Origin of the sequence: Pontibacter populi (assembly GCF_040278685.1) — a bacterium.
GTDB classification, from domain to species: Bacteria; Bacteroidota; Bacteroidia; order Cytophagales; family Hymenobacteraceae; genus Pontibacter; species Pontibacter populi.
Window position 1 is genome coordinate 180,677 of the sequence record NZ_JBEOKT010000003.1, and the last position, 17,564, is coordinate 198,240.

Consider the following 17,564-nt stretch of genomic DNA (forward strand, 5'->3'; position numbering starts at 1 on the left):
TTCAGCGATAAAAAGATCAGGCAAAATCTCTCATATCTGCAGATCTATAGTTAAGCATTAAACTATAGTTGGCACTGATATCTTACGCCGATGCTATATCTTCATGCAGGTTGGTGATAAAATACTTACCTGAATTAATTCCATCTACCAGGTCCTGTATCGTTTTAGAACTGAACACTTTCAGCAACTGATCGCGGTATGCTTTTATCTCGTTGTGCAGCGGGCAGGGATGCAGATCAGAACACATCTTCATGCCCATTCCACACTTCCTGAAAGCTTCCAGGCCATCAATGATACTTACTACTTCGAGCAGGCTTATTTCACTGGCTGTCCGGTGCAGAAAAAATCCTCCGCCCGGCCCTTTCATGGAGGCAATAATGCCTTTACGCACCAGGTCCTGTAATATCTTGCCCATAAAATGAGCAGGTAATTCCAGCTCTTTTGCAATTTCCTTTATACCTGCCTTATGCCCTTGTGCATCGCTCAGGGCGATGTATACAATGGCACGTAGGGCATATTCCGCTGTTTTCGATAACATGAGAAGCTGTTTATTCTTTTAACACTAACACGGCTGCAAAGGTACTATTTCCCTTCCAACTGTCGCATTCCCTCTTCCGTGATCATTTCAGTAGACCAGGCCGGAGACCACACTAAGTTTACTTTTACATCCAGATTCGGAAAACGTTTTAAAAGTATCTGCTCCGTAGCAGTTGTAATAGTGCCGCTCATCGGGCAGCCGGGTGTTGTCAGGGTCAGTTCTATCTCCAGCAGGTCGCCATCCAGGCTTACTCCATAGATCAGTCCCAAGTCAACTATATTTATACCCACTTCGGGGTCTATAATGTATTTTAGGGTTTCGAAAACTTCATTTCCGAAGTCTTCAGACACTTGCGTTTCCATAGGAAAAAGGTTTTAGTTCCTGAACTTTATGCATTAGCAATTGAAACACATTGGCCGTGTATAGCAACGATGTGATGGTAAAGCCGATAGCACCGGCAAGTATGATCTGTTGGTTGTTCAGCAGCACGCCTGTTACCAGCAGTAAATAACCGATCAGGTAACTCAGGTTTTGCCAGCGCTGAATAGTATGATTGTACATATCTTTCGGAAGCGGCGTTTTAAAACGGCCTACATAATCTTCGTACGCATGCATCCAGACTATAAATGGCAGTGTTTTAAAGGTTTGCCCCAGTATAATAGCGGTTATAAAACCCAGGAAAACCGAGATACCATACACTAAATAAACTGCTGACAACAACTGCTGTGGCAGCGCTACCTGGCTGCTAACTATAAATACCAGCATAATAGGCAACAGCAACAAGCCAAGCGCTAAAAAGGTCTGTTTCATGCCAAGGTCCACGTCGTGACGCTGGCGTGTTTTGCTGGTTTCGTAAATAAAGATCATGAATAGCACAATGCCCGCTACAACCAACACGGCATAAACCGGCAACAGTGCGGTATGGAAGAACAAATGATCGAAGATGAAGAACACCAGCCCGGCATTGATCAGGTTATAGCTCCAGTTCAGTTTTTTAGTACTCTCGGCGTGTGCGAGCAAAAACATCGGGATCAGTTTGGACCCTACCCCTATAATGAGCAGCAGGAACCAACCGGCCATACCGATGTGTGCGTGAAGCTTTAGGTAATGCGTGTGTTCTACCGGCAGAAAAGCCATTGTAAAGTTCAGCACCATGATAAGACCGACAATACCAGTAACCAGTAACCAGATAGCCGATGTAACTATAAAATCAGATTCTATGGTCCATTTGGGGGCAAGCCTCGCCGTCTGGATAACGTTGATGTTAAAGAGTATAAAAGAGATGACCAGGCTACAGGCGGCTACGTGCATGACATGGCCCAGCTCAAATTGCCAGAAGCACCAGGCCAGAAGTATAGTACCGGCGCCTAAAAACCCGAAGGCCCAGATAGCCAGTTTTTCAGAATATAGTTTGCACTCGAGCACAACGGGCAGCAATTGGTACAGCGCCCCGAAAATGAGCATGGTTGCCCAGCCAAGTACCGCCACGTGGGTTAGGGTCAGTAGTTTCGGGTGGAAGTAATGTCCGCTGAAGGCATCGGTAGAGAACAGCAATAAGATGCTGAGCGCAACAAAGGCCAGGGCAGCAAAAGCGTAATGCGGCAGCACAACCCATTTGCCCGGCGAATTGGAAGTAGTGGCAGTGCTCATAGTCTGGTTATTTATAGATCAGTAAGTCAACCTGGTTATGGTCCACTTCCTTTATAGTTATATTAAAGCCGCGCTCCGCGAGCTGTGGCAGTAAAAACTGCGGTACACGTTTATGCACTACATACAGGGCTTCCTGTTGCGGCAACACTTCAAGCTCACCAAGTATCGTAACCATCGGCTGGGGCATTTCCATGGCGCGTAGATCAATACGTTTTATCTTACCCGCAAAGCGTGCCAGCACATCCTCAAAACCTCCAGTTTCAAATTTTATAGTTTCTCCAGCAGTAGTTCCGGTTTCAGCATCCAGCCAGAAGTAGGTGTGCACCAGATTTACCGACTTGATCTCGCACCAGAAACTATAGCCTTTCTTTTTCAGGATGGCTATAAGTGGTGTTGGCTCAAAGGTGTTGATGATCAGCAAGGCATTGTTCTCCCCTATTTCCTCTACCGCTTTCATTATCTTCAGAAACGGATCGTTGCCGGTAGCTATATCTTCGCACACATCCAGGGTAAGTAAGTTTTGCTCTGGAAGCTGCGCAAGGTAAGCCGGCTTTGTCGTGGTTTGAGTTTCAGGTATCTGCATGGTGTTGTTTGTTATGGTACTTCCGGTTGCAGTGGGGCCAACTATAAAACCAAGCGGCTCCAGCTTGCGGTAAAACATTTCAATGTCGCAGCCGCCAATGCGGGCAGCATCGGCTATAGTTACCCGCGACGCCAGTATTTTGCGCAGCACCGGGTTGCGAAGCTTCTCGAAATGCCTGTTTATACTTGCTATCGCATCTATCGCTGCCGGGTTCTCCTTTATCAGCGCAGATATTTTAGTAGTAGCTGCTATATTCATGGGTATTAAGCCTGGGCTTTTACAGTCCAGAACTCAGGTGTAAAGTTATCCTGGCGTGGGTCGTGTTTGTGAGCAAGCAGTTTACCTGTCAGTTCCAGCTCATCTGGGTTTGCCATTTGCTGCACATACGGAAACAGCTCTCTTTCCTCCCAGCGGATGTGGTCGTTCAGATCTCTTTCCAGTACTTTAAAAAGTTCTCTGTTCATTGGGCTGCCGCTTGCTATCAGGTCAACTATAGAGTGCAATAACTGGTGCTCCTCAGCCAAACGTGCCCTTACCGTATCGTCTTTTTTCAGCAGTCTTTCCAATATCCACTCCTCTTCATCGCAATGCTCCTTCAGTATGTTCTCCCAGAAATAGCGCACATAGGCACGCATCAGTTCCAGGTCGGTTCCGTTCTTCAGTCCCTGCCGTATCTTCCAGCAAAACAATAATCCGAAGTGGTGTTCACGAGACAGCGGCACCAGGCTCTTGTCTCTTTTCTGGGGTGCTATTGCGTTTTTCATAACAGTGGTATTTAAATTTGTCGGAACCAGGCTTCACAGTATGTTCAGTATCTGCAGAATTCTTTATCAGGAAAAGTATAAAGCGTTTAAACCCCGGTCTACTTCTGATCCTGCAAATCCTGGTTCTGACTGGTATCTATTTCACTACTTCTTTTTCCATCTCCAGCGCTTTCGGGAACAGGATGTTGTTCTCTAAGTGAATGTGACGGAAAAGATCATCTTCAAACTCCTGCAGTTTCTTGAACGCAACAGTATAGGTTGCGCAGGCATCTACCGGCAGCGTATAGTCATTTGTTAATTCACGGATCATTTCAAGCTCACGGCCGGCATGGTCGTGCTCCATCTCCATCATATTGATAGGGTTCTGGATAGAACCAAAGGCAGCAGGCTCCATTTTTACACCGCTTTTCTTCGCTTCATCCAACTGCTTAATGTAAGGGAACAGTACGCGCTCTTCTTTTGGCATATGCGATTCCAGCTCGTTTGCCACGTTCGTGAAGTGCTTCACAACTTCCAGCAGTTCCGGGTGGCGCTCGCCGTGTACATGGGCAATTTTAGTAGTATATTCGTAGAGGGCAGGTATGGCTTCGCGTACATATTTGTGGTGCATGTTCACGATATAGTCTGCCAGGAAAGATGGCTCCCATTTATCGTACTCGGCCTGGCGATTCTGCTCTGCCTCGTCCATGGCTAAAAGCTCCTGCTCCAGTTCATCCTGGCTAATGCCTTTTTCTTTGCAAACCTGTGCTACCGACTTTTTACCACCGCAGCAGAAGTCAATACCAAATTTTTTAAATACCTGTGCCTTGCGGTAATCTTTTGCTACCAGCTCGCCTACAGTTTCGCCTTCTTCCGGAGTTAATTTACTGATGCGCACTTCCCAAACTTCAGGACCCTGCTCCAGGTACTCCCATTTGAATGTATTGCCACGTTCGCCCAGCAGTTGGTAATAAAGTGGTTTCGGGTCGTGGTCGTTATGAATGATAAAAGCTTCGCCACCTTTCAGTTTATCGAACCATTCGAAAATGGTCGGGTGCTTCATGCGTGGCTCAAGAACTGTTACGTCCAGCGTTTTTTCTATACTTTGTGTGGTTTCCATATTGGTTAATTTTTTGTTGTTATAATCAATCACCGGGGTAAAGGTAGAAGGCGATTTTCTAAAATAAAAGATAAAAAGGTATTTTATTATTTTATTAAACGTCATACCTTTACAACAGATTCAACAACAGCATATTTAAGTTTAAAAATCTGTATTAAGAGCCTTATAGTATTCGTTTATAATTTTGATTTACAGGCACTTAAAATAACTATACAAGTTTACCACTATCTCGAAAGGGCGAAAATGACCGAAGTCATTTATTAGAGTGACCTTGCTCATAAAGGCTCGGGTTTATAGTTGATAGCTTAGTGAATTCAAAGTATAGCTGTTATATATATAGCCGCTATAGTTACTCCTTTCAAGCCCCATTTTATAGTTTGTAACAGGCAGCATAACTATAGCAACCGGCCTTATCAGTCTAAAGACCGTCGCAGGCAAACGCGCAAAAATTATTCATAAACCCTTAAAAATTTATAGAGCTACCCCTATGAAGAAAAGTAAGAGAACGGCCGGCCTGTCCTTCGCCCGGCACTTTACCACCGCAGCGCAAAATGCCTACGACATGTTCAGTTACGAACTCCGCTCCTCCACTATCCGCAACCCGACCGGCGATGTAGTGGCAGAGTTGAACGATGTGGAAGTACCCGCACAGTGGTCGCAGATCGCGACAGATATCCTTGCTCAGAAGTACCTGCGCAAAGCAGGTGTACCTCAGGCCGATGGTAGAACCGGTTCTGAGAAATCTGCGAAGCAAGTGGTGCACCGCCTGGTAAAATGCTGGCAGGACTGGGGAAGTAAGTATGGCTATTTTGCGTCTGAGAAAGATGCACAGGTGTTTTATGACGAACTGGTATATATGCTGCTGGGCCAGTATGCCGCACCAAACTCTCCGCAGTGGTTTAACACTGGCCTTTACAACTCATATGGCATTTCTGGCAAATCGCAGGGCCATTATTATGTAGACTCCGACACGGGCAAAATGAAGGAGTCGACCTCGGCTTTTGAGCGCCCGCAGCCACATGCCTGTTTTATTCTTTCGGTGCAGGACGACCTGGCCCAGAAAGGCGGTATTATGGATTTGCTGGTGCAGGAAGCGCGCGTATTTAAATATGGCTCGGGCGTTGGAACAAACTTTTCAAATATCCGTGGCAAGGAAGAAGAGTTATCAGGTGGCGGTACTTCTTCCGGGCTTATGTCATTTTTAAGGGTAAGCGACCGCGCTGCGGGGGCTATTAAGTCGGGGGGCACAACACGCCGGGCTGCAAAAATGGTGTGCCTGGACCTGGACCATCCCGAAATTCAGGAATTTATCAACTGGAAAAAGGACGAAGAGAAAAAAGTAGCAGCCCTTATTGCTGCCGGCTATTCCGGTGATTTTGAAGGCGAAGCTTATAACACCGTATCTGGACAGAACTCCAACAACTCGGTGCGTGTTCCAAATACATTCTTTAAAGCGCTAAAACAGAACGGCGACTGGCACCTGACTGCCCGTACGACTGGCAAAGTCATCAAATCTATACCTGCCCGCAGTTTATGGAACCAGATAGCAGATGCTGCCTGGGCTTGCGCCGACCCGGGGCTGCAGTTCGATACAACTATAAACGAGTGGCATACCTCACCGGCGGAAGGCAGAATAAACGCATCGAACCCGTGCTCGGAATACATGTTCCTGGATGATACAGCCTGCAACCTGGCATCGCTTAACCTGCTGCGCTTTTTTGATGAGGCCAAACAGCAATTTGATGTAGCCGCTTTTGAACATGCCTGCCGACTGTGGACCGTGGTATTAGAAATATCTGTACTGATGGCCCAATTCCCTTCCGAAGCTGTAGCTCAACGCTCTTACGACTATAGAACAATTGGTTTGGGTTATGCCAACTTAGGAGCCTTATTAATGGTGCAGGGCTTGCCTTACGACAGCGATGAAGCCCGCGCTTTATCGGCTGGTATCACGGCTCTGATGACCGGAACGGCTTACAGAACTTCTGCTGAAATGGCTGCCAGTTTAGGGGCTTTTGCGAAATATGATCAGAACCGCGATGCCATGCTGCGTGTGATCCGCAACCACCGCTTTACCACCTATGATCAACCGGAGAACTATGATAACCTCAGTATAAAACCACACGGCCTGAACCAGCAGCTTTGCCCGGATTACCTGTTAAAAGCAGCCCAGAATTCCTGGAACGAAGCACTGACACAAGGTGAAAAATATGGTTACCGAAATGCACAGGCCACCGTTATCGCCCCAACCGGAACTATAGGATTGCTGATGGACTGCGACACAACCGGCGTGGAGCCTGATTATGCTTTGGTGAAGTATAAAAAACTATCAGGTGGCGGTTATTTCAAGATCATCAATCAATCTATACCAAGTGCTCTTAATAAACTGGGCTATAGCTCGGATGAGATAGATGCTATAGTAAACTATGCCAAAGGCCATAGTTCGCTTGCCGGTGCACCACACATTAACCCGGAATCGCTCCTCGAAAAAGGCTTTACAGAAGATGAGATTAGCTTACTGGAAACAGCCTTACCAAAAGCTTATGACCTGTCCTCCCTCTTTAATGTATATACACTTGGCAATGCTTGCTTAGAGCGGTTAGGCTATAGTTCTGATGTATACCAACTACCCGGTTTTAACCTGTTGCAGGCGCTGGGCTATAGTTCGAAACAGATAGAAGAAGCGAACGACTATGTTTGCGGAACCATGACTGTGGAAGGTGCGCCTTATCTGAAACCGGAACATTATGCTGTTTTTGATTGCGCCAATCGCTGCGGCAGTAAAGGACAGCGTTATATTCATGCCGAAGGACATATTAAAATGATGGCCGCAGTGCAGCCGTTCATTTCCGGGGCGATCTCTAAAACGATAAACCTGCCAAACGAAACTACCGTGGAAGAAGTGGCGCATTGCTACGAACTATCCTGGGAACTTGGTTTAAAGGCCTGCTCTATTTACCGTGATGGCAGCAAGCTTTCGCAGCCGCTCACATCAAAAAGCACCTCTACAGAAACTGAAGAGAAAACAGAAGAAAAGGTAACTATAACAGAAGCACAATTTAATGCCGAGCAGGTTTTACAGGCAGCCAAAGCCATCCTTTCCGATGCCTCAAACAACGGTTTCCGGGAAGAACTGACACGCATGGTAGAGCGCCGTAAACTACCGGACAAACGCAACGGATTTACCCAGAAAGCTAAGATCGACGGCCACACTGTTTATATCAGAACCGGCGAGTATGCGGATGGCTCATTGGGCGAATTGTTTATTGATATGTATAAGGAAGGCGCTTCGTTCCGGTCTATCCTGAACTGCTTTGCCATTTCGGTGTCGTTGGGCCTACAATATGGTGTGCCGCTGGATGAGTTTGTGAATCGCTTTACCTTTACTCGTTTTGAGCCGGCTGGCCGCGTAGAGCATCCGAATATAAAATCAGCTACATCGGTGTTCGACTACATTTTCAGAATGCTGGGTTATGAGTACCTCAACAGGAAAGACCTGGTGCATGTGCACCCTGAAGAACCGGAAATTATACCTGAGAAACCTGCTACTAATAACTTACCGAAGCAATCATCTACTATAGTTTCCGAAACATCGACCACTAAAAGCTCCGGAAAAAGCTACTCTGTAGTTACCCAAAGCAGAACGGTACTGATGGAACAGACACAACAGGTACTGGCCAACATGATGGGCGATGCCCCGATCTGTAACGTGTGCGGACACATCACTATCCGCTCCGGCACCTGTTACAAATGTTTGAACTGTGGCAATAGTTTGGGTTGTAGTTAAAAGTAATTTGTCATTTCGAACGATAGTGAGAAATCTGAATAAGATCTCTCCTATCGTCGGGATGACAATACTTTAGATTTAAGTAACTTGCAAAATGACAGAAAAGAAAGACATATTAAGCTTGGATGATGTAAAGCTGCTGGTGGATACCTTTTACACCAGGGTGCGTGCCGATGAGATGCTGGGACCGATTTTCGACGAACGCATTCAGGACAGATGGGCGCGCCACCTGGATATCATGTATAGATTCTGGCAAACCGTTTTGCTGGAAGAACTGACCTACCAGGGAAGTCCGGGCACCAAGCACATTACTTTACCAGTTGGTGCAGAGCACTTTGAGAGATGGGTCAGCATTTTCTTCTCGACTATAGATGAGCTGTTTACCGGCGAGAAAGCCGAAGAAGCAAAGTGGCGTGCTCAGAAGATGGCTGATATGTTTGCCAGCAAGATCGAATTCTACAAACAGAACAAAGGCAGAACGATCCTGTAAATCTCAACTATAGATGAACTCAGAACACTACCTGATACTACTGACTTTTTTGTGGGTCGGCTTTGTAAGCGCTATTAGTTTTATGGAAGCATGGCTGAAGTTTCGGGCACCGGGGGTTACCCTGCCTATTGGCCTGAGCATTGGCCGGCTTATCTTCAGTGGGCTGAATAAAGTGGAATGGTTCTTCGGGCTGGCTTCGCTGGTGTTGATTATCGGTAGTGGCAGCCTGGGTATTACAACGTCCTTTCTCCTGTTCATACCTATCCTGATTCTCCTTTTACAAACGATCTGGCTGCTGCCTGCTATGGATAAGCGCGCTGAGCTGGTAATTTCGGGTGCTCAGTTACCTAAATCAGTATTACACTTTTATTACATCGGTGCTGAGTTGGTAAAGGTTGTTCTGTTATTCAGCTTCGGCGTTACGTTGCTCGGGAATCTGTAAACTATAACAAAGAAACTTGTTAGGCTAGACTGGTCTATAACTATACTTTCTTAAAAGCAGCTACAGTTTTGTTTCCGGCAGTTACGCTTATGGTTTGCAGCTGCGAGATAAAGAACAGAATTAACCCTGTCGGTAAACAGATACTTACACTAAAAAGCATCTCATTGTAGTTTGCTATAGTTCCGGCGCCAATCCAGTAAAAGATCCCTTGCAGAAACAGTAGTGCTTCGCTGGTTATAAAGCCAACTATAAAAAGCCCCATCCCCCACCGGCTTATAGTTGATCTGAGACGTAACCATCCCTGCTGCACACAAAACGCAACTATAAAAAAGCTCACAAAACCGATCAGCACCAGGTGCAGGTAGCCGATAATGAAGTTTCGTAACTGGTACGCCAGGTCAGCCATGTACGGGAACGCGGTGGAGAACTGCATTAGGATCTTAAACATAAAAGCAGTTGCAGCAAGCAAAACTATAGTTCTGCTCCAGGTACCAAATAAGCCTAACAATTGATTGCGAATAGGCCTGACGATAGCTACTAAGATTGCTAATGCTATAACCTGTACAAAAGCAGCAATTCCACCCACCATGTAAACTATAGCCCCAGGTTTTATCCAGAGCACAGACAGCAGGTAAGCCGGCAGGCAAGCCCAGAGCATCAACCTGAAAAACAGCAAACTATAGCTGCGGTTAAAGCTGATGTTATGCGTTTCCAGTAGCCAGAACAACAAACCTAACACAGCAAAAGTCAGCCAGCCATTGTACAGAAAATGCAGGTAAAAATAGATGGCGTTATAGTATAGTTCAGTACCGCTATGCCCGGTCGCCATAATTGGCCCCATGGCCCACGGCCCCAGCGACGAAAGTGCCAGGAAAAACAACGCTACCTTCACAAACCGAAAAGACAAACTATAGTTGCCCGAACTTACATTTGCTGCTTTTGCATCCTTCAGAAAACGGTAAATGAACCAGTAAGTCAGTAGAATGTGCGCTGTAGAAAAGGTAATGGAAACGGCACCATACCCCTGCACCGGAAAACTCAGCAACATACCAAGTACCGTAGCCTGCGCCAACCAGAACTGCCAGCTATAAATGGGTTTGTCCCGGAGAGGCGCAGGCAGGTAAGTATGCAGTAAGGCTATAAAAAGTATCGGGTACAGCCAGCCCAGTAACGCGGCATGCGAGTGTACATGCAACAGGTATTTATAGTTCAGACCGGCAACAGGCGCCACAAATGTCCAACGCAGCACCAGACCCAGCAAGGCAATAATGACCAGGCTGAGCAATGCGCTTAACAATGGAAGCCGCCATTTGCCCAAGGCTAAAGTTGTTTTATTTCCGGTTTCAGGCACTATTTAAAGTAGGTTTGATATTGGTCCAGACGCGATGCCAAACGATCGCGGGCAGCGATGGCTGTCTGCAGATCGTTGGTATCCATCACTTTTATATCATCCAGCATCGGCATTAAATAAACGTGCAGCATGTCATGTTCCGGTCCTTTCATACGGCAATCACTGAATACCTTATCAAAGCCAAGCTTTGCCTTTTGCCTCAGATCGCTCACTGACTCCGGGTTATCAGCATCCGGCTGTCGGAGATGGTCATGCATCAGTTGCTGTAGTTGCTGCATGTTTGCATTGGTTGCATCATCAGCCTGCCAGCGTTGCTCGCCATTTAACGAGAGGGCTGGAACAGCAGCATGAACTTCATTGTGACCGGCTTCCGGGTTATGGTTATGCGAACAGGAAAACAACAGGCCACAAACAAGCAGCAATGCCAGATAAAGTTTCATAGGTACTGATTTAAGTTTGTATTAAAAACCAAAACAGGGCTGATTACTTAAACTTCAGCTGTAGTTGTACTATTTGTCAGCACTCCGCGCACGATGTTTATAAGGTCCTGTTGCAACGCCTGGCTGCGGTCTTTGGCATACCATAGCTGCACCTGCTGCACCAGTTCGTCGTGGCCTGCATCCGGGTTCTCTGCTTTAAACTTTAGTACCTGTTGCTGTATAGCTGCCGGGCGTGATCCCCAGGTAAATAGGCGCTCCCCGGATTCCACATCTTCGCAGATCAGTTTTGGAATAGATTTGCTTCCGTTTGTAAGACAGGTGTTCATTAGTTCAGGGTTCTCGTCGCGTAGCAGTACGGTAAGAGTTATGCCCGGCGTTTGCTCGGCAATAGCAGCAATGGCTGGCAGTAATTGTGCACCATCCCCGCACCACGATTCTACCAGTATCAGCCAGTTCCAGTTCAGTTCATTCTGTGTCAGCAGTTCGATAAGTTCAGGCTCCATTACAAACTGTTTTTCCACGCGTTTCATGCGCTGCTGGTTCAGTTTTGTAAAGTTAATCCGTTGCTCTGTCTGCTCGTCGCCGGTTGTTTTTCCTTCAGCAACAAGTTCTTCTGTCAAGGCTTTAAATTCCTGGTAGGTCATTGGGTTTACCAGCTCGCTATAGTATGTGTCTAACGTGGTCATAGTATGTTAATTTTTACACTGCAAGTATACCACAACCACTTAGTTTATAAAGTGATACTTATCACTCAGCAAAATTATTTCATCAACTTTTCAGCAGATAGTTAACAAAACTCAAATGAAATGACAGATGTCATTTTTGATACTGATGGTACTCATTTCGAGGTGGTAGAACTATGGCTAACATTGCTTAAAGTTTGAGTAACTATAGCTTGACAGTGCCTGGCAAAATTGCAAGACTGCATCCGGCATTTAACAGGCGACACCACATTTTAGCCTTCATCATCATGAATAATATTACAGCACCGGAACCTACCCGTAAGTTCAACCCGGACAACATGCAGGTGGCATTCTGCACCAAAACAGACCAGGATTTAAAGCTGGCTAACTTCCTGTTTACCATGATGGGCAAACCTGCTCTGGTAAAAATGGGCGGTGTTGCCACAAACTGGGCGCTTAAGCTTGGCTTACCCATTAAAGGGATGATCCGGAAAACGATATACAGGCACTTTTGTGGTGGCGAAACGGTACAGGAGGCGCAACCCATCATTTCCAGGATGGCTGGTGTGCGTGTAAACACGGTGCTGGATTATGCTGCAGAAGCTCAGACAGATGAAGCCGGTTTTGATATGGTCCGGGATGAGATTCTGCAGAATATAGCTCTGGCCAATGACGCGAAAACCTTCTCTTATCTCAGCATAAAACTTACAGGCATCGGCCACAAGGATATCTTCCAGAAACTGCATGAAAAGCAACCGCTGACAGAACAGGAAAAAGAAGCCTTCGCCAGAACAGAAAAAAGACTGGATACGGTGTGTCAGGCAGCAGCAGCAGCCAACCTTACCTTGTATATTGATGCGGAAGAAAGCTGGATGCAGGACCCGATGGATGAGCTGGCTGAGAAAATGATGTTTGCTTACAACACCAGCCGCGCCGTAATTTTCAATACCCTGCAAATGTATCGCGTAGACCGCGTAGCCTACCTGAAAGCTTGCATAGAACGCTGCAAAAATGCCGGTATAATTGCCGGAATAAAAATAGTGCGTGGTGCTTACCTGGAGAAAGAACAGGAACGTGCCCGAAAATACAACTATAGCTGCCCGGTGTTTACTGTAAAAGAGGATACCGACAAAAGCTTTAACGAGGCAATAGATATCTGCCTGGAGAACCTGGACCGTGCCGAGCTCTGTGCCGCTACACACAACGAATACAGCACAAATTACTTAACCAAACGCATCCGTAAAGACAATATCACAAATCATCAGCAGCTCATCCACTTCTCTCAACTATATGGCATGAGCGACAACCTTACGTTTAACCTGGCAGATGCCGGCTTTAATGCTTCTAAGTATTTGCCGTATGGCGACGTAGCGACAGCTATACCTTATCTTATCCGGAGGGCAGAAGAAAACACCTCTATTGCCGGGCAAATGAGCCGCGAACTAGAGATGCTGCAGGAAGAATTAAAACGCCGTAAACTATAGTTCAGCAACTTTAATATAAAGTATACAGACGGTTTTATTTGATGCCGGGTGTGAACCTGCATAGGCTAATAAGTTGAAACATAGCCAGTAAACATCCGTTTTCTATAGTTTAACAACTTCTTAAGCTATGAAAATAATACTTATTATAGGATTAGGCTTTTTTGCATTTGCCTGCAGCGATGCGAACACAACAAACGAGGAAGCAGACACCGAAACCACTACCACCGAAGAAACATTAGGTGACGGTGATGTAGAGATAGGATCAGGAGAAGAGATAAGTCCGCAACTGGAAGGGCTTGAAGATACAGGCCGCCTGGAAGTAGATACCATATCATCGCCTATTGAGACAAACCAGTAAATACAACAACTATAAAAAGTAGGAGCGCAATGTTTACACGTTGCGCTCCTTCTTTTTATGCCTGAGCAATAGTTATTACATATCTCTCCTGGAGAAAATTCTTCTGGACATTAAAACCGGGATAAGGGCCCAGAGTAACAGCAAGCCGAACGCAGCGGCAATTCCCCACCAGTTCCCGAAAATGCTTTTATACATAGCCCCGGTATACCCCATCAACGCCGATACATCCAGGTTCAATAGCACTATGATTCTGCCCAGGTCGATCGGGTTTAAGGCGGTCATCACTAACGTAGCAAGCTCCAAGGGATAATCGCCGAACGTGTATAATATGAACAGCACAATACCATCGTAGATCAGGGCAAAGTAAAACCACAGCAGCAGCGCCACCCCAATTCCCTTGGCTTTATCGCGGGTAATAACCGACGCCAGGAAAGCCATGGCCACGAAAATGAACGTTATGAACACGCCGGTCAACAGCAGGTATAAACCTGTTAGGCTTGGGCTGAAAAGTAGCACCGGCACCCCTACCCCAACTATAAAAGCCCCCGACAGCGACAGCGTTACGCCCAGGTATTCGCTCATGAAAATCTTTTTGCGGTTGATGGGCTGGGCCACCAGCAGTTCCATAAACTCATAGGAATTATAAAAGTGCGTGGTGGCAAAAACGATACTGATAAGCGGAACAGTTAGCAATACCAAATTAAGCAGACTCAGTATGCCTTTCTCAGGACTGCCGCCCAGGTTAAACAAGCCCACCGAAAGCAACAGCAAAAACAAGGTGTAAGCAATGATGATCCTGCTTTTTACAATGTCCAGCAATACGTATTTTATGATCTTGTTCATGAGGTGTATCCTTCGCTCATTATTTTGGCAACAGCACGGCTAAGCCTGTCTTCCTGGGTCTGCTCTTTCAACTCAGCTATAGTTTGGTAAAACCTGATGCTGCCATCAACTATACAAAGCACTTCGTCGGCTACCTCTTCTATCTCGCTCATCACATGCGATGTGATCAGGATCAGCTTTCCCTTTTTCTTTTCTTTCAGGATCTTTCCCTTCAGTATCTCTGCTGCTATCGGGTCGAGGCCGGCAGTTGGTTCATCTAGAATGAGCACCTGCGGGTCAAATAAAAAGGCCAGCGCGGCGCTTACTTTCTGCCTGGTACCGCCCGATAAAGCGCCCATCCGTTTCTCATAAATTTCTTCGAGGCGGTACAGACCAATCAGTTCATCATCTATAGTTGCGTTCTTCCGTATATCCCGGATCATGTCAATTACCTGGCGCACTTTCATGTTCTCGGGGTAGCGGCCTATCTGGGGCATGTAGCCGATCAGGTTGCGGTAAGCATATTTCTTCAGCACGCTTTCGCCGTTCATTTTAATGTCGCCGGTGTCAGGTAAGACCATTCCCAGAATACACTTGCTCATGGTAGTTTTACCTGCACCGTTAGGTCCTATCACAGACACAACTTTTCCTTTCGGAAACTCAACGCTCACGTCTTTGAGCACTTGCAGTTTGCCGTAGGATTTGTTTAGGTTCTTTATCGTTATCATGATCTATTTTCTTCATTAAGGGTTGTGCATCTACCAGGTTCTCCGGTATAATGCTCGGCAGCACTTTCTCCATACTATCCAATAAATCTACCATAAAGCTGCGCATAAACATAACTGATGGCGGTACACGCTCTACCAGCATAGAATATAAGCTGACAGGCCTGTAAGGGACATCTCCTACCCCATTCTTATCCAGGTCGTAACCGTTGTACTTCTCCCAATAGTTATGCTCGAAGTGGTTTAGCTGGCTGGTGCCATTGGTACTTACATCAAAAGAATTTCCGGTAAAGTTGTTAAGCCTGAAGGTGTCATCCATGCAGGTTGTCATAAGTTTTATGGCCCAGCCATTGCGCTCAAAACTATTGCTTTTAATATCAAGCCGGCTGGAGCTTTCCATGTGTATGCCGGTAGTGTTTCGCCGGAAAACATTGTTATGAATGATGCTGCTCCTGATATCTTTCAGCAATAACCCATAAGATGCTGCGCCCCAGTTATTCTCAAACGTGTTATGCTCCATCCGGATATTATCGGTATACATTACCGCAACACCGGCTCCATTATTCCGGAAAACGTTGTGGGTGTAGGTATTGCCATCTGAGAACATAAAGTGCAACCCATAGCGCTGGTTCTTGTGGCTTGTGTTCCGGTGCACCAGGCTGTTCTTAACCGTTTCCAGGTAAATACCGTCGCGGTGGCCCTGTACTTCGTTGTTACTTATCTCTACATCATCGCTATAGTACAGATGAATGGCATTACCCAGCGCAGACTCTGTTTTACCGGTATTCTCTCCTTTCACCACATTACCTTTTATCTCAATGTCATCGGAGTTTTGCAGGTAAATACCATAGTACGTGTTCAGGATGGTGTTATTCAGGATCTTAATGTTGCTGCGCTCAATAACCCGGATGGCAGCATCGTCTTTAGAATAACTGGTCTTAATGTTTTTTAGCGTGAAGCCTTGTATGGTTACATTGTCAGCCATTACTGTTATGATCTGGCCTTTGTAATTGCCATCTATAGTTGGGTTGTTTTTACCAATTAAGGTCAGCGGTTTAGTAATTTCAATTCCGGCTTCCTGGTAAACGCCGCCGTTCACCACAATTCTATCGCCGGGTTTTGCTGCCTGCACTGCCCGCTTCACCGAACTATAGGTGCAGGTTTTACAAACATCAAGGGTCTCAGCTATAGTTTGCCGGCTACCTAAGATCAGCATTAAGAAACAAACTATAGCCGGTGTGTATTTATTTGAATTTAGCATCATTCTGAACTGCTGAAAGCACCTGACCCCATGTTAAAACCTTGCCGCCATATTCCTGTTCCAATTGCTTGGCTGTCAGCTCATCTGATAAAGCAGTCAGGTTCATGCCCATTGGGCTAGGCAGTGCTTCGCTTTGCAGGAAAAAAGCATTTTTAGCATCTACTAAGTTGTTAGGGTTAGTATAATCAGTCACCATCAAGTAAGAGGTGTTACCCTTTAGTTCGGCGTGCTCTGATACATACGCTGCCAGACACTCCGCAGCATCAAAGTAAAAGGCCTTACCCTTATCGGTTACCAGTTCTGCACCATAGCGGTTATCTGTAATGGTCATGTTGCAGTGGGTGCAGTTAGCCTCGCCATACGGAATTGGTTTAGGCTCTACGGAGCAACTACTAACTAAAAAAGCTAAGAGGGTAATGTTGAGGGTGTAAAATACTATTCGTTTCATATTTGGTTAAGCAAGACGATCAGTTTTAATGGATGAAGAATGACGCGACAGAATGTAAACTAAGCTGGCAATAACTATAGCCAGGAAAATGCCTAAACTTCCCCAGGCAGGCAAAGAGAGCGCATGAAAGTTTAGCAACTGTTTTTTACCTAATAAAGGCGGAATATAGGTCATGCCCGGTACTTTAATAGGGGCTGTCGGATCCAGGTTTGTACCGAATTTTACCAGCCACAGGTAGAAATCTGTAATACCTGCTGCTCCGGCAATAGCCAGTAATACAACCCATAAAAGTACCAGATTCCGGTTACCGGTAAAACCAACTATAACGCCGGTTATCATAAAAGCGATCACGATATAGGGCATGTACTTTAGCTCCGCAAACGACTCAGCGTGGATCGGCTCCATCCCAATGTAGTGGTTCAGGATATTGAAATTCTGAAGAACGCTTTCAGAACTGCCACCCAGTTTATTTATCCAGATATGTAGCTCAAGCCCTTCCGGATACTGGGGCGCTTCCAGGTATATCTTCCACATCGGATAAAGAAACAATAACCCCAGCGATAATGCTGCCACGATCATCATAATCTTATGATATGCTTTCATCCTTGTTGGTTTAAGGTGAACTATAAAAAAGCAGCG

Annotated in this window: 19 protein-coding genes; 5 read left to right on the top strand and 14 right to left on the bottom strand. The window is 46.0% G+C overall.

What is annotated here, in order from left to right:
• Positions 1-82: 82 nt before the first annotated feature.
• From ABS362_RS04250 to ric, 6 genes are all read right to left on the bottom strand, one after another.
• Positions 83-538 carry an RrF2 family transcriptional regulator gene (locus ABS362_RS04250; protein ID WP_350411065.1) on the bottom strand — a complete coding sequence of 152 codons (456 nt, stop codon included), beginning with the start codon at positions 536-538 and terminating at the stop codon, positions 83-85.
• Between the two features lie 44 nt (positions 539-582).
• The gene (locus ABS362_RS04255) at positions 583-900 is read right to left on the bottom strand and encodes a metal-sulfur cluster assembly factor (RefSeq protein ID WP_350411066.1); all 318 of its coding nucleotides are present in this window, start codon (positions 898-900) and stop codon (positions 583-585) included.
• Complete coding sequence (locus tag ABS362_RS04260; protein ID WP_350411067.1) at positions 881-2,188, bottom strand: hypothetical protein; 1,308 nt, start codon at positions 2,186-2,188, stop codon at positions 881-883. The genes ABS362_RS04255 and ABS362_RS04260 overlap by 20 nt, the downstream gene beginning before the upstream one ends.
• Positions 2,189-2,195: 7 nt before the next feature.
• The gene (locus tag ABS362_RS04265) at positions 2,196-3,029 is read right to left on the bottom strand and encodes a DUF2249 domain-containing protein (protein ID WP_350411069.1); all 834 of its coding nucleotides are present in this window, start codon (positions 3,027-3,029) and stop codon (positions 2,196-2,198) included.
• Between the two features lie 5 nt (positions 3,030-3,034).
• A complete protein-coding gene (locus tag ABS362_RS04270) occupies positions 3,035-3,535 on the bottom strand; it encodes a hemerythrin domain-containing protein (protein ID WP_350411070.1) in 501 nt (166 codons plus the stop codon).
• A 136-nt stretch (positions 3,536-3,671) separates the two neighbouring features.
• Positions 3,672-4,634 (bottom strand): iron-sulfur cluster repair di-iron protein, encoded by a 963-nt coding sequence (gene ric, locus ABS362_RS04275; protein ID WP_350411071.1) that lies wholly within the window; start codon positions 4,632-4,634, stop codon positions 3,672-3,674.
• Between the two features lie 487 nt (positions 4,635-5,121).
• Between ric and ABS362_RS04280 the strand changes: the two genes are divergently transcribed.
• From ABS362_RS04280 to ABS362_RS04290, 3 genes are all read left to right on the top strand, one after another.
• Positions 5,122-8,421, top strand: a complete 3,300-nt coding sequence (locus ABS362_RS04280; RefSeq protein WP_350411072.1) for a vitamin B12-dependent ribonucleotide reductase — start codon at positions 5,122-5,124, stop codon at positions 8,419-8,421.
• A 94-nt stretch (positions 8,422-8,515) separates the two neighbouring features.
• Positions 8,516-8,911: a group III truncated hemoglobin gene (locus ABS362_RS04285; protein ID WP_350411073.1), complete on the top strand. Its 396-nt coding sequence runs from the start codon at positions 8,516-8,518 to the stop codon at positions 8,909-8,911.
• Between the two features lie 13 nt (positions 8,912-8,924).
• A complete protein-coding gene (locus tag ABS362_RS04290) occupies positions 8,925-9,353 on the top strand; it encodes a hypothetical protein (RefSeq protein ID WP_350411074.1) in 429 nt (142 codons plus the stop codon).
• A gap of 40 nt (positions 9,354-9,393) precedes the next feature.
• Here the strand turns inward: ABS362_RS04290 and ABS362_RS04295 are convergent, their stop codons facing one another.
• The 3 genes from ABS362_RS04295 to ABS362_RS04305 are packed head-to-tail and all read right to left on the bottom strand — an operon-like array spanning position 9,394 to position 11,830.
• A complete protein-coding gene (locus ABS362_RS04295; RefSeq protein WP_350411076.1) occupies positions 9,394-10,704 on the bottom strand; it encodes a hypothetical protein in 1,311 nt (436 codons plus the stop codon).
• Entirely contained in the window at positions 10,704-11,144 is a 441-nt protein-coding gene (locus ABS362_RS04300) for a hypothetical protein (protein ID WP_350411077.1), read from the bottom strand. Before ABS362_RS04300 ends, ABS362_RS04295 begins: the two co-directional genes overlap by 1 nt.
• 47 nt (positions 11,145-11,191) lie before the next feature.
• Complete coding sequence (locus tag ABS362_RS04305) at positions 11,192-11,830, bottom strand: thioredoxin family protein (RefSeq protein ID WP_350411079.1); 639 nt, start codon at positions 11,828-11,830, stop codon at positions 11,192-11,194.
• A gap of 284 nt (positions 11,831-12,114) precedes the next feature.
• Here ABS362_RS04305 and ABS362_RS04310 point away from each other — a divergent pair, with 284 nt between their 5' ends.
• Both ABS362_RS04310 and ABS362_RS04315 read left to right on the top strand, forming a co-directional pair.
• Positions 12,115-13,311 carry a proline dehydrogenase family protein gene (locus ABS362_RS04310; protein ID WP_350411080.1) on the top strand — a complete coding sequence of 399 codons (1,197 nt, stop codon included), beginning with the start codon at positions 12,115-12,117 and terminating at the stop codon, positions 13,309-13,311.
• A gap of 127 nt (positions 13,312-13,438) precedes the next feature.
• Positions 13,439-13,669: a hypothetical protein gene (locus ABS362_RS04315; RefSeq protein WP_350411081.1), complete on the top strand. Its 231-nt coding sequence runs from the start codon at positions 13,439-13,441 to the stop codon at positions 13,667-13,669.
• A gap of 75 nt (positions 13,670-13,744) precedes the next feature.
• On the opposite strand, the gene ABS362_RS04320 is transcribed toward ABS362_RS04315, so the two are convergent.
• Genes ABS362_RS04320 through ABS362_RS04340 form a run of 5 tightly spaced genes read right to left on the bottom strand, consistent with a single transcriptional unit; the run spans position 13,745 to position 17,528 of the window.
• Entirely contained in the window at positions 13,745-14,512 is a 768-nt protein-coding gene (locus ABS362_RS04320) for an ABC transporter permease subunit (protein ID WP_350411083.1), read from the bottom strand.
• Entirely contained in the window at positions 14,509-15,219 is a 711-nt protein-coding gene (locus tag ABS362_RS04325) for an ABC transporter ATP-binding protein (RefSeq protein ID WP_350411085.1), read from the bottom strand. Before ABS362_RS04325 ends, ABS362_RS04320 begins: the two co-directional genes overlap by 4 nt.
• Complete coding sequence (locus ABS362_RS04330; protein WP_350411086.1) at positions 15,152-16,480, bottom strand: nitrous oxide reductase family maturation protein NosD; 1,329 nt, start codon at positions 16,478-16,480, stop codon at positions 15,152-15,154. Before ABS362_RS04330 ends, ABS362_RS04325 begins: the two co-directional genes overlap by 68 nt.
• A complete protein-coding gene (locus ABS362_RS04335) occupies positions 16,461-16,925 on the bottom strand; it encodes a nitrous oxide reductase accessory protein NosL (RefSeq protein ID WP_350411087.1) in 465 nt (154 codons plus the stop codon). Before ABS362_RS04335 ends, ABS362_RS04330 begins: the two co-directional genes overlap by 20 nt.
• Positions 16,926-16,931: 6 nt before the next feature.
• Positions 16,932-17,528, bottom strand: coding sequence for a hypothetical protein (locus ABS362_RS04340; protein WP_350411088.1), 597 nt, complete (start codon positions 17,526-17,528; stop codon positions 16,932-16,934).
• Positions 17,529-17,564 lie beyond the last annotated feature (36 nt).

What these genes read in the sequence shown, in the direction of transcription:
- ABS362_RS04265 (WP_350411069.1), bottom strand. Translation starts at nt 3,029, where the DNA reads ATGAATATAGCAGCTACTACTAAAATATCTGCGCTGATAAAGGAGAAC.
- ABS362_RS04285 (WP_350411073.1), top strand. Translation starts at nt 8,516, where the DNA reads ATGACAGAAAAGAAAGACATATTAAGCTTGGATGATGTAAAGCTGCTG.
- ABS362_RS04325 (WP_350411085.1), bottom strand. Translation starts at nt 15,219, where the DNA reads ATGATAACGATAAAGAACCTAAACAAATCCTACGGCAAACTGCAAGTG.
- ABS362_RS04255 (WP_350411066.1), bottom strand. Translation starts at nt 900, where the DNA reads ATGGAAACGCAAGTGTCTGAAGACTTCGGAAATGAAGTTTTCGAAACC.
- ric (WP_350411071.1), bottom strand. Translation starts at nt 4,634, where the DNA reads ATGGAAACCACACAAAGTATAGAAAAAACGCTGGACGTAACAGTTCTT.
- ABS362_RS04320 (WP_350411083.1), bottom strand. Translation starts at nt 14,512, where the DNA reads ATGAACAAGATCATAAAATACGTATTGCTGGACATTGTAAAAAGCAGG.
- ABS362_RS04260 (WP_350411067.1), bottom strand. Translation starts at nt 2,188, where the DNA reads ATGAGCACTGCCACTACTTCCAATTCGCCGGGCAAATGGGTTGTGCTG.
- ABS362_RS04330 (WP_350411086.1), bottom strand. Translation starts at nt 16,480, where the DNA reads ATGATGCTAAATTCAAATAAATACACACCGGCTATAGTTTGTTTCTTA.
- ABS362_RS04310 (WP_350411080.1), top strand. Translation starts at nt 12,115, where the DNA reads ATGAATAATATTACAGCACCGGAACCTACCCGTAAGTTCAACCCGGAC.
- ABS362_RS04305 (WP_350411079.1), bottom strand. Translation starts at nt 11,830, where the DNA reads ATGACCACGTTAGACACATACTATAGCGAGCTGGTAAACCCAATGACC.
- ABS362_RS04315 (WP_350411081.1), top strand. Translation starts at nt 13,439, where the DNA reads ATGAAAATAATACTTATTATAGGATTAGGCTTTTTTGCATTTGCCTGC.
- ABS362_RS04290 (WP_350411074.1), top strand. Translation starts at nt 8,925, where the DNA reads ATGAACTCAGAACACTACCTGATACTACTGACTTTTTTGTGGGTCGGC.
- ABS362_RS04300 (WP_350411077.1), bottom strand. Translation starts at nt 11,144, where the DNA reads ATGAAACTTTATCTGGCATTGCTGCTTGTTTGTGGCCTGTTGTTTTCC.
- ABS362_RS04335 (WP_350411087.1), bottom strand. Translation starts at nt 16,925, where the DNA reads ATGAAACGAATAGTATTTTACACCCTCAACATTACCCTCTTAGCTTTT.
- ABS362_RS04340 (WP_350411088.1), bottom strand. Translation starts at nt 17,528, where the DNA reads ATGAAAGCATATCATAAGATTATGATGATCGTGGCAGCATTATCGCTG.
- ABS362_RS04280 (WP_350411072.1), top strand. Translation starts at nt 5,122, where the DNA reads ATGAAGAAAAGTAAGAGAACGGCCGGCCTGTCCTTCGCCCGGCACTTT.
- ABS362_RS04250 (WP_350411065.1), bottom strand. Translation starts at nt 538, where the DNA reads ATGTTATCGAAAACAGCGGAATATGCCCTACGTGCCATTGTATACATC.
- ABS362_RS04270 (WP_350411070.1), bottom strand. Translation starts at nt 3,535, where the DNA reads ATGAAAAACGCAATAGCACCCCAGAAAAGAGACAAGAGCCTGGTGCCG.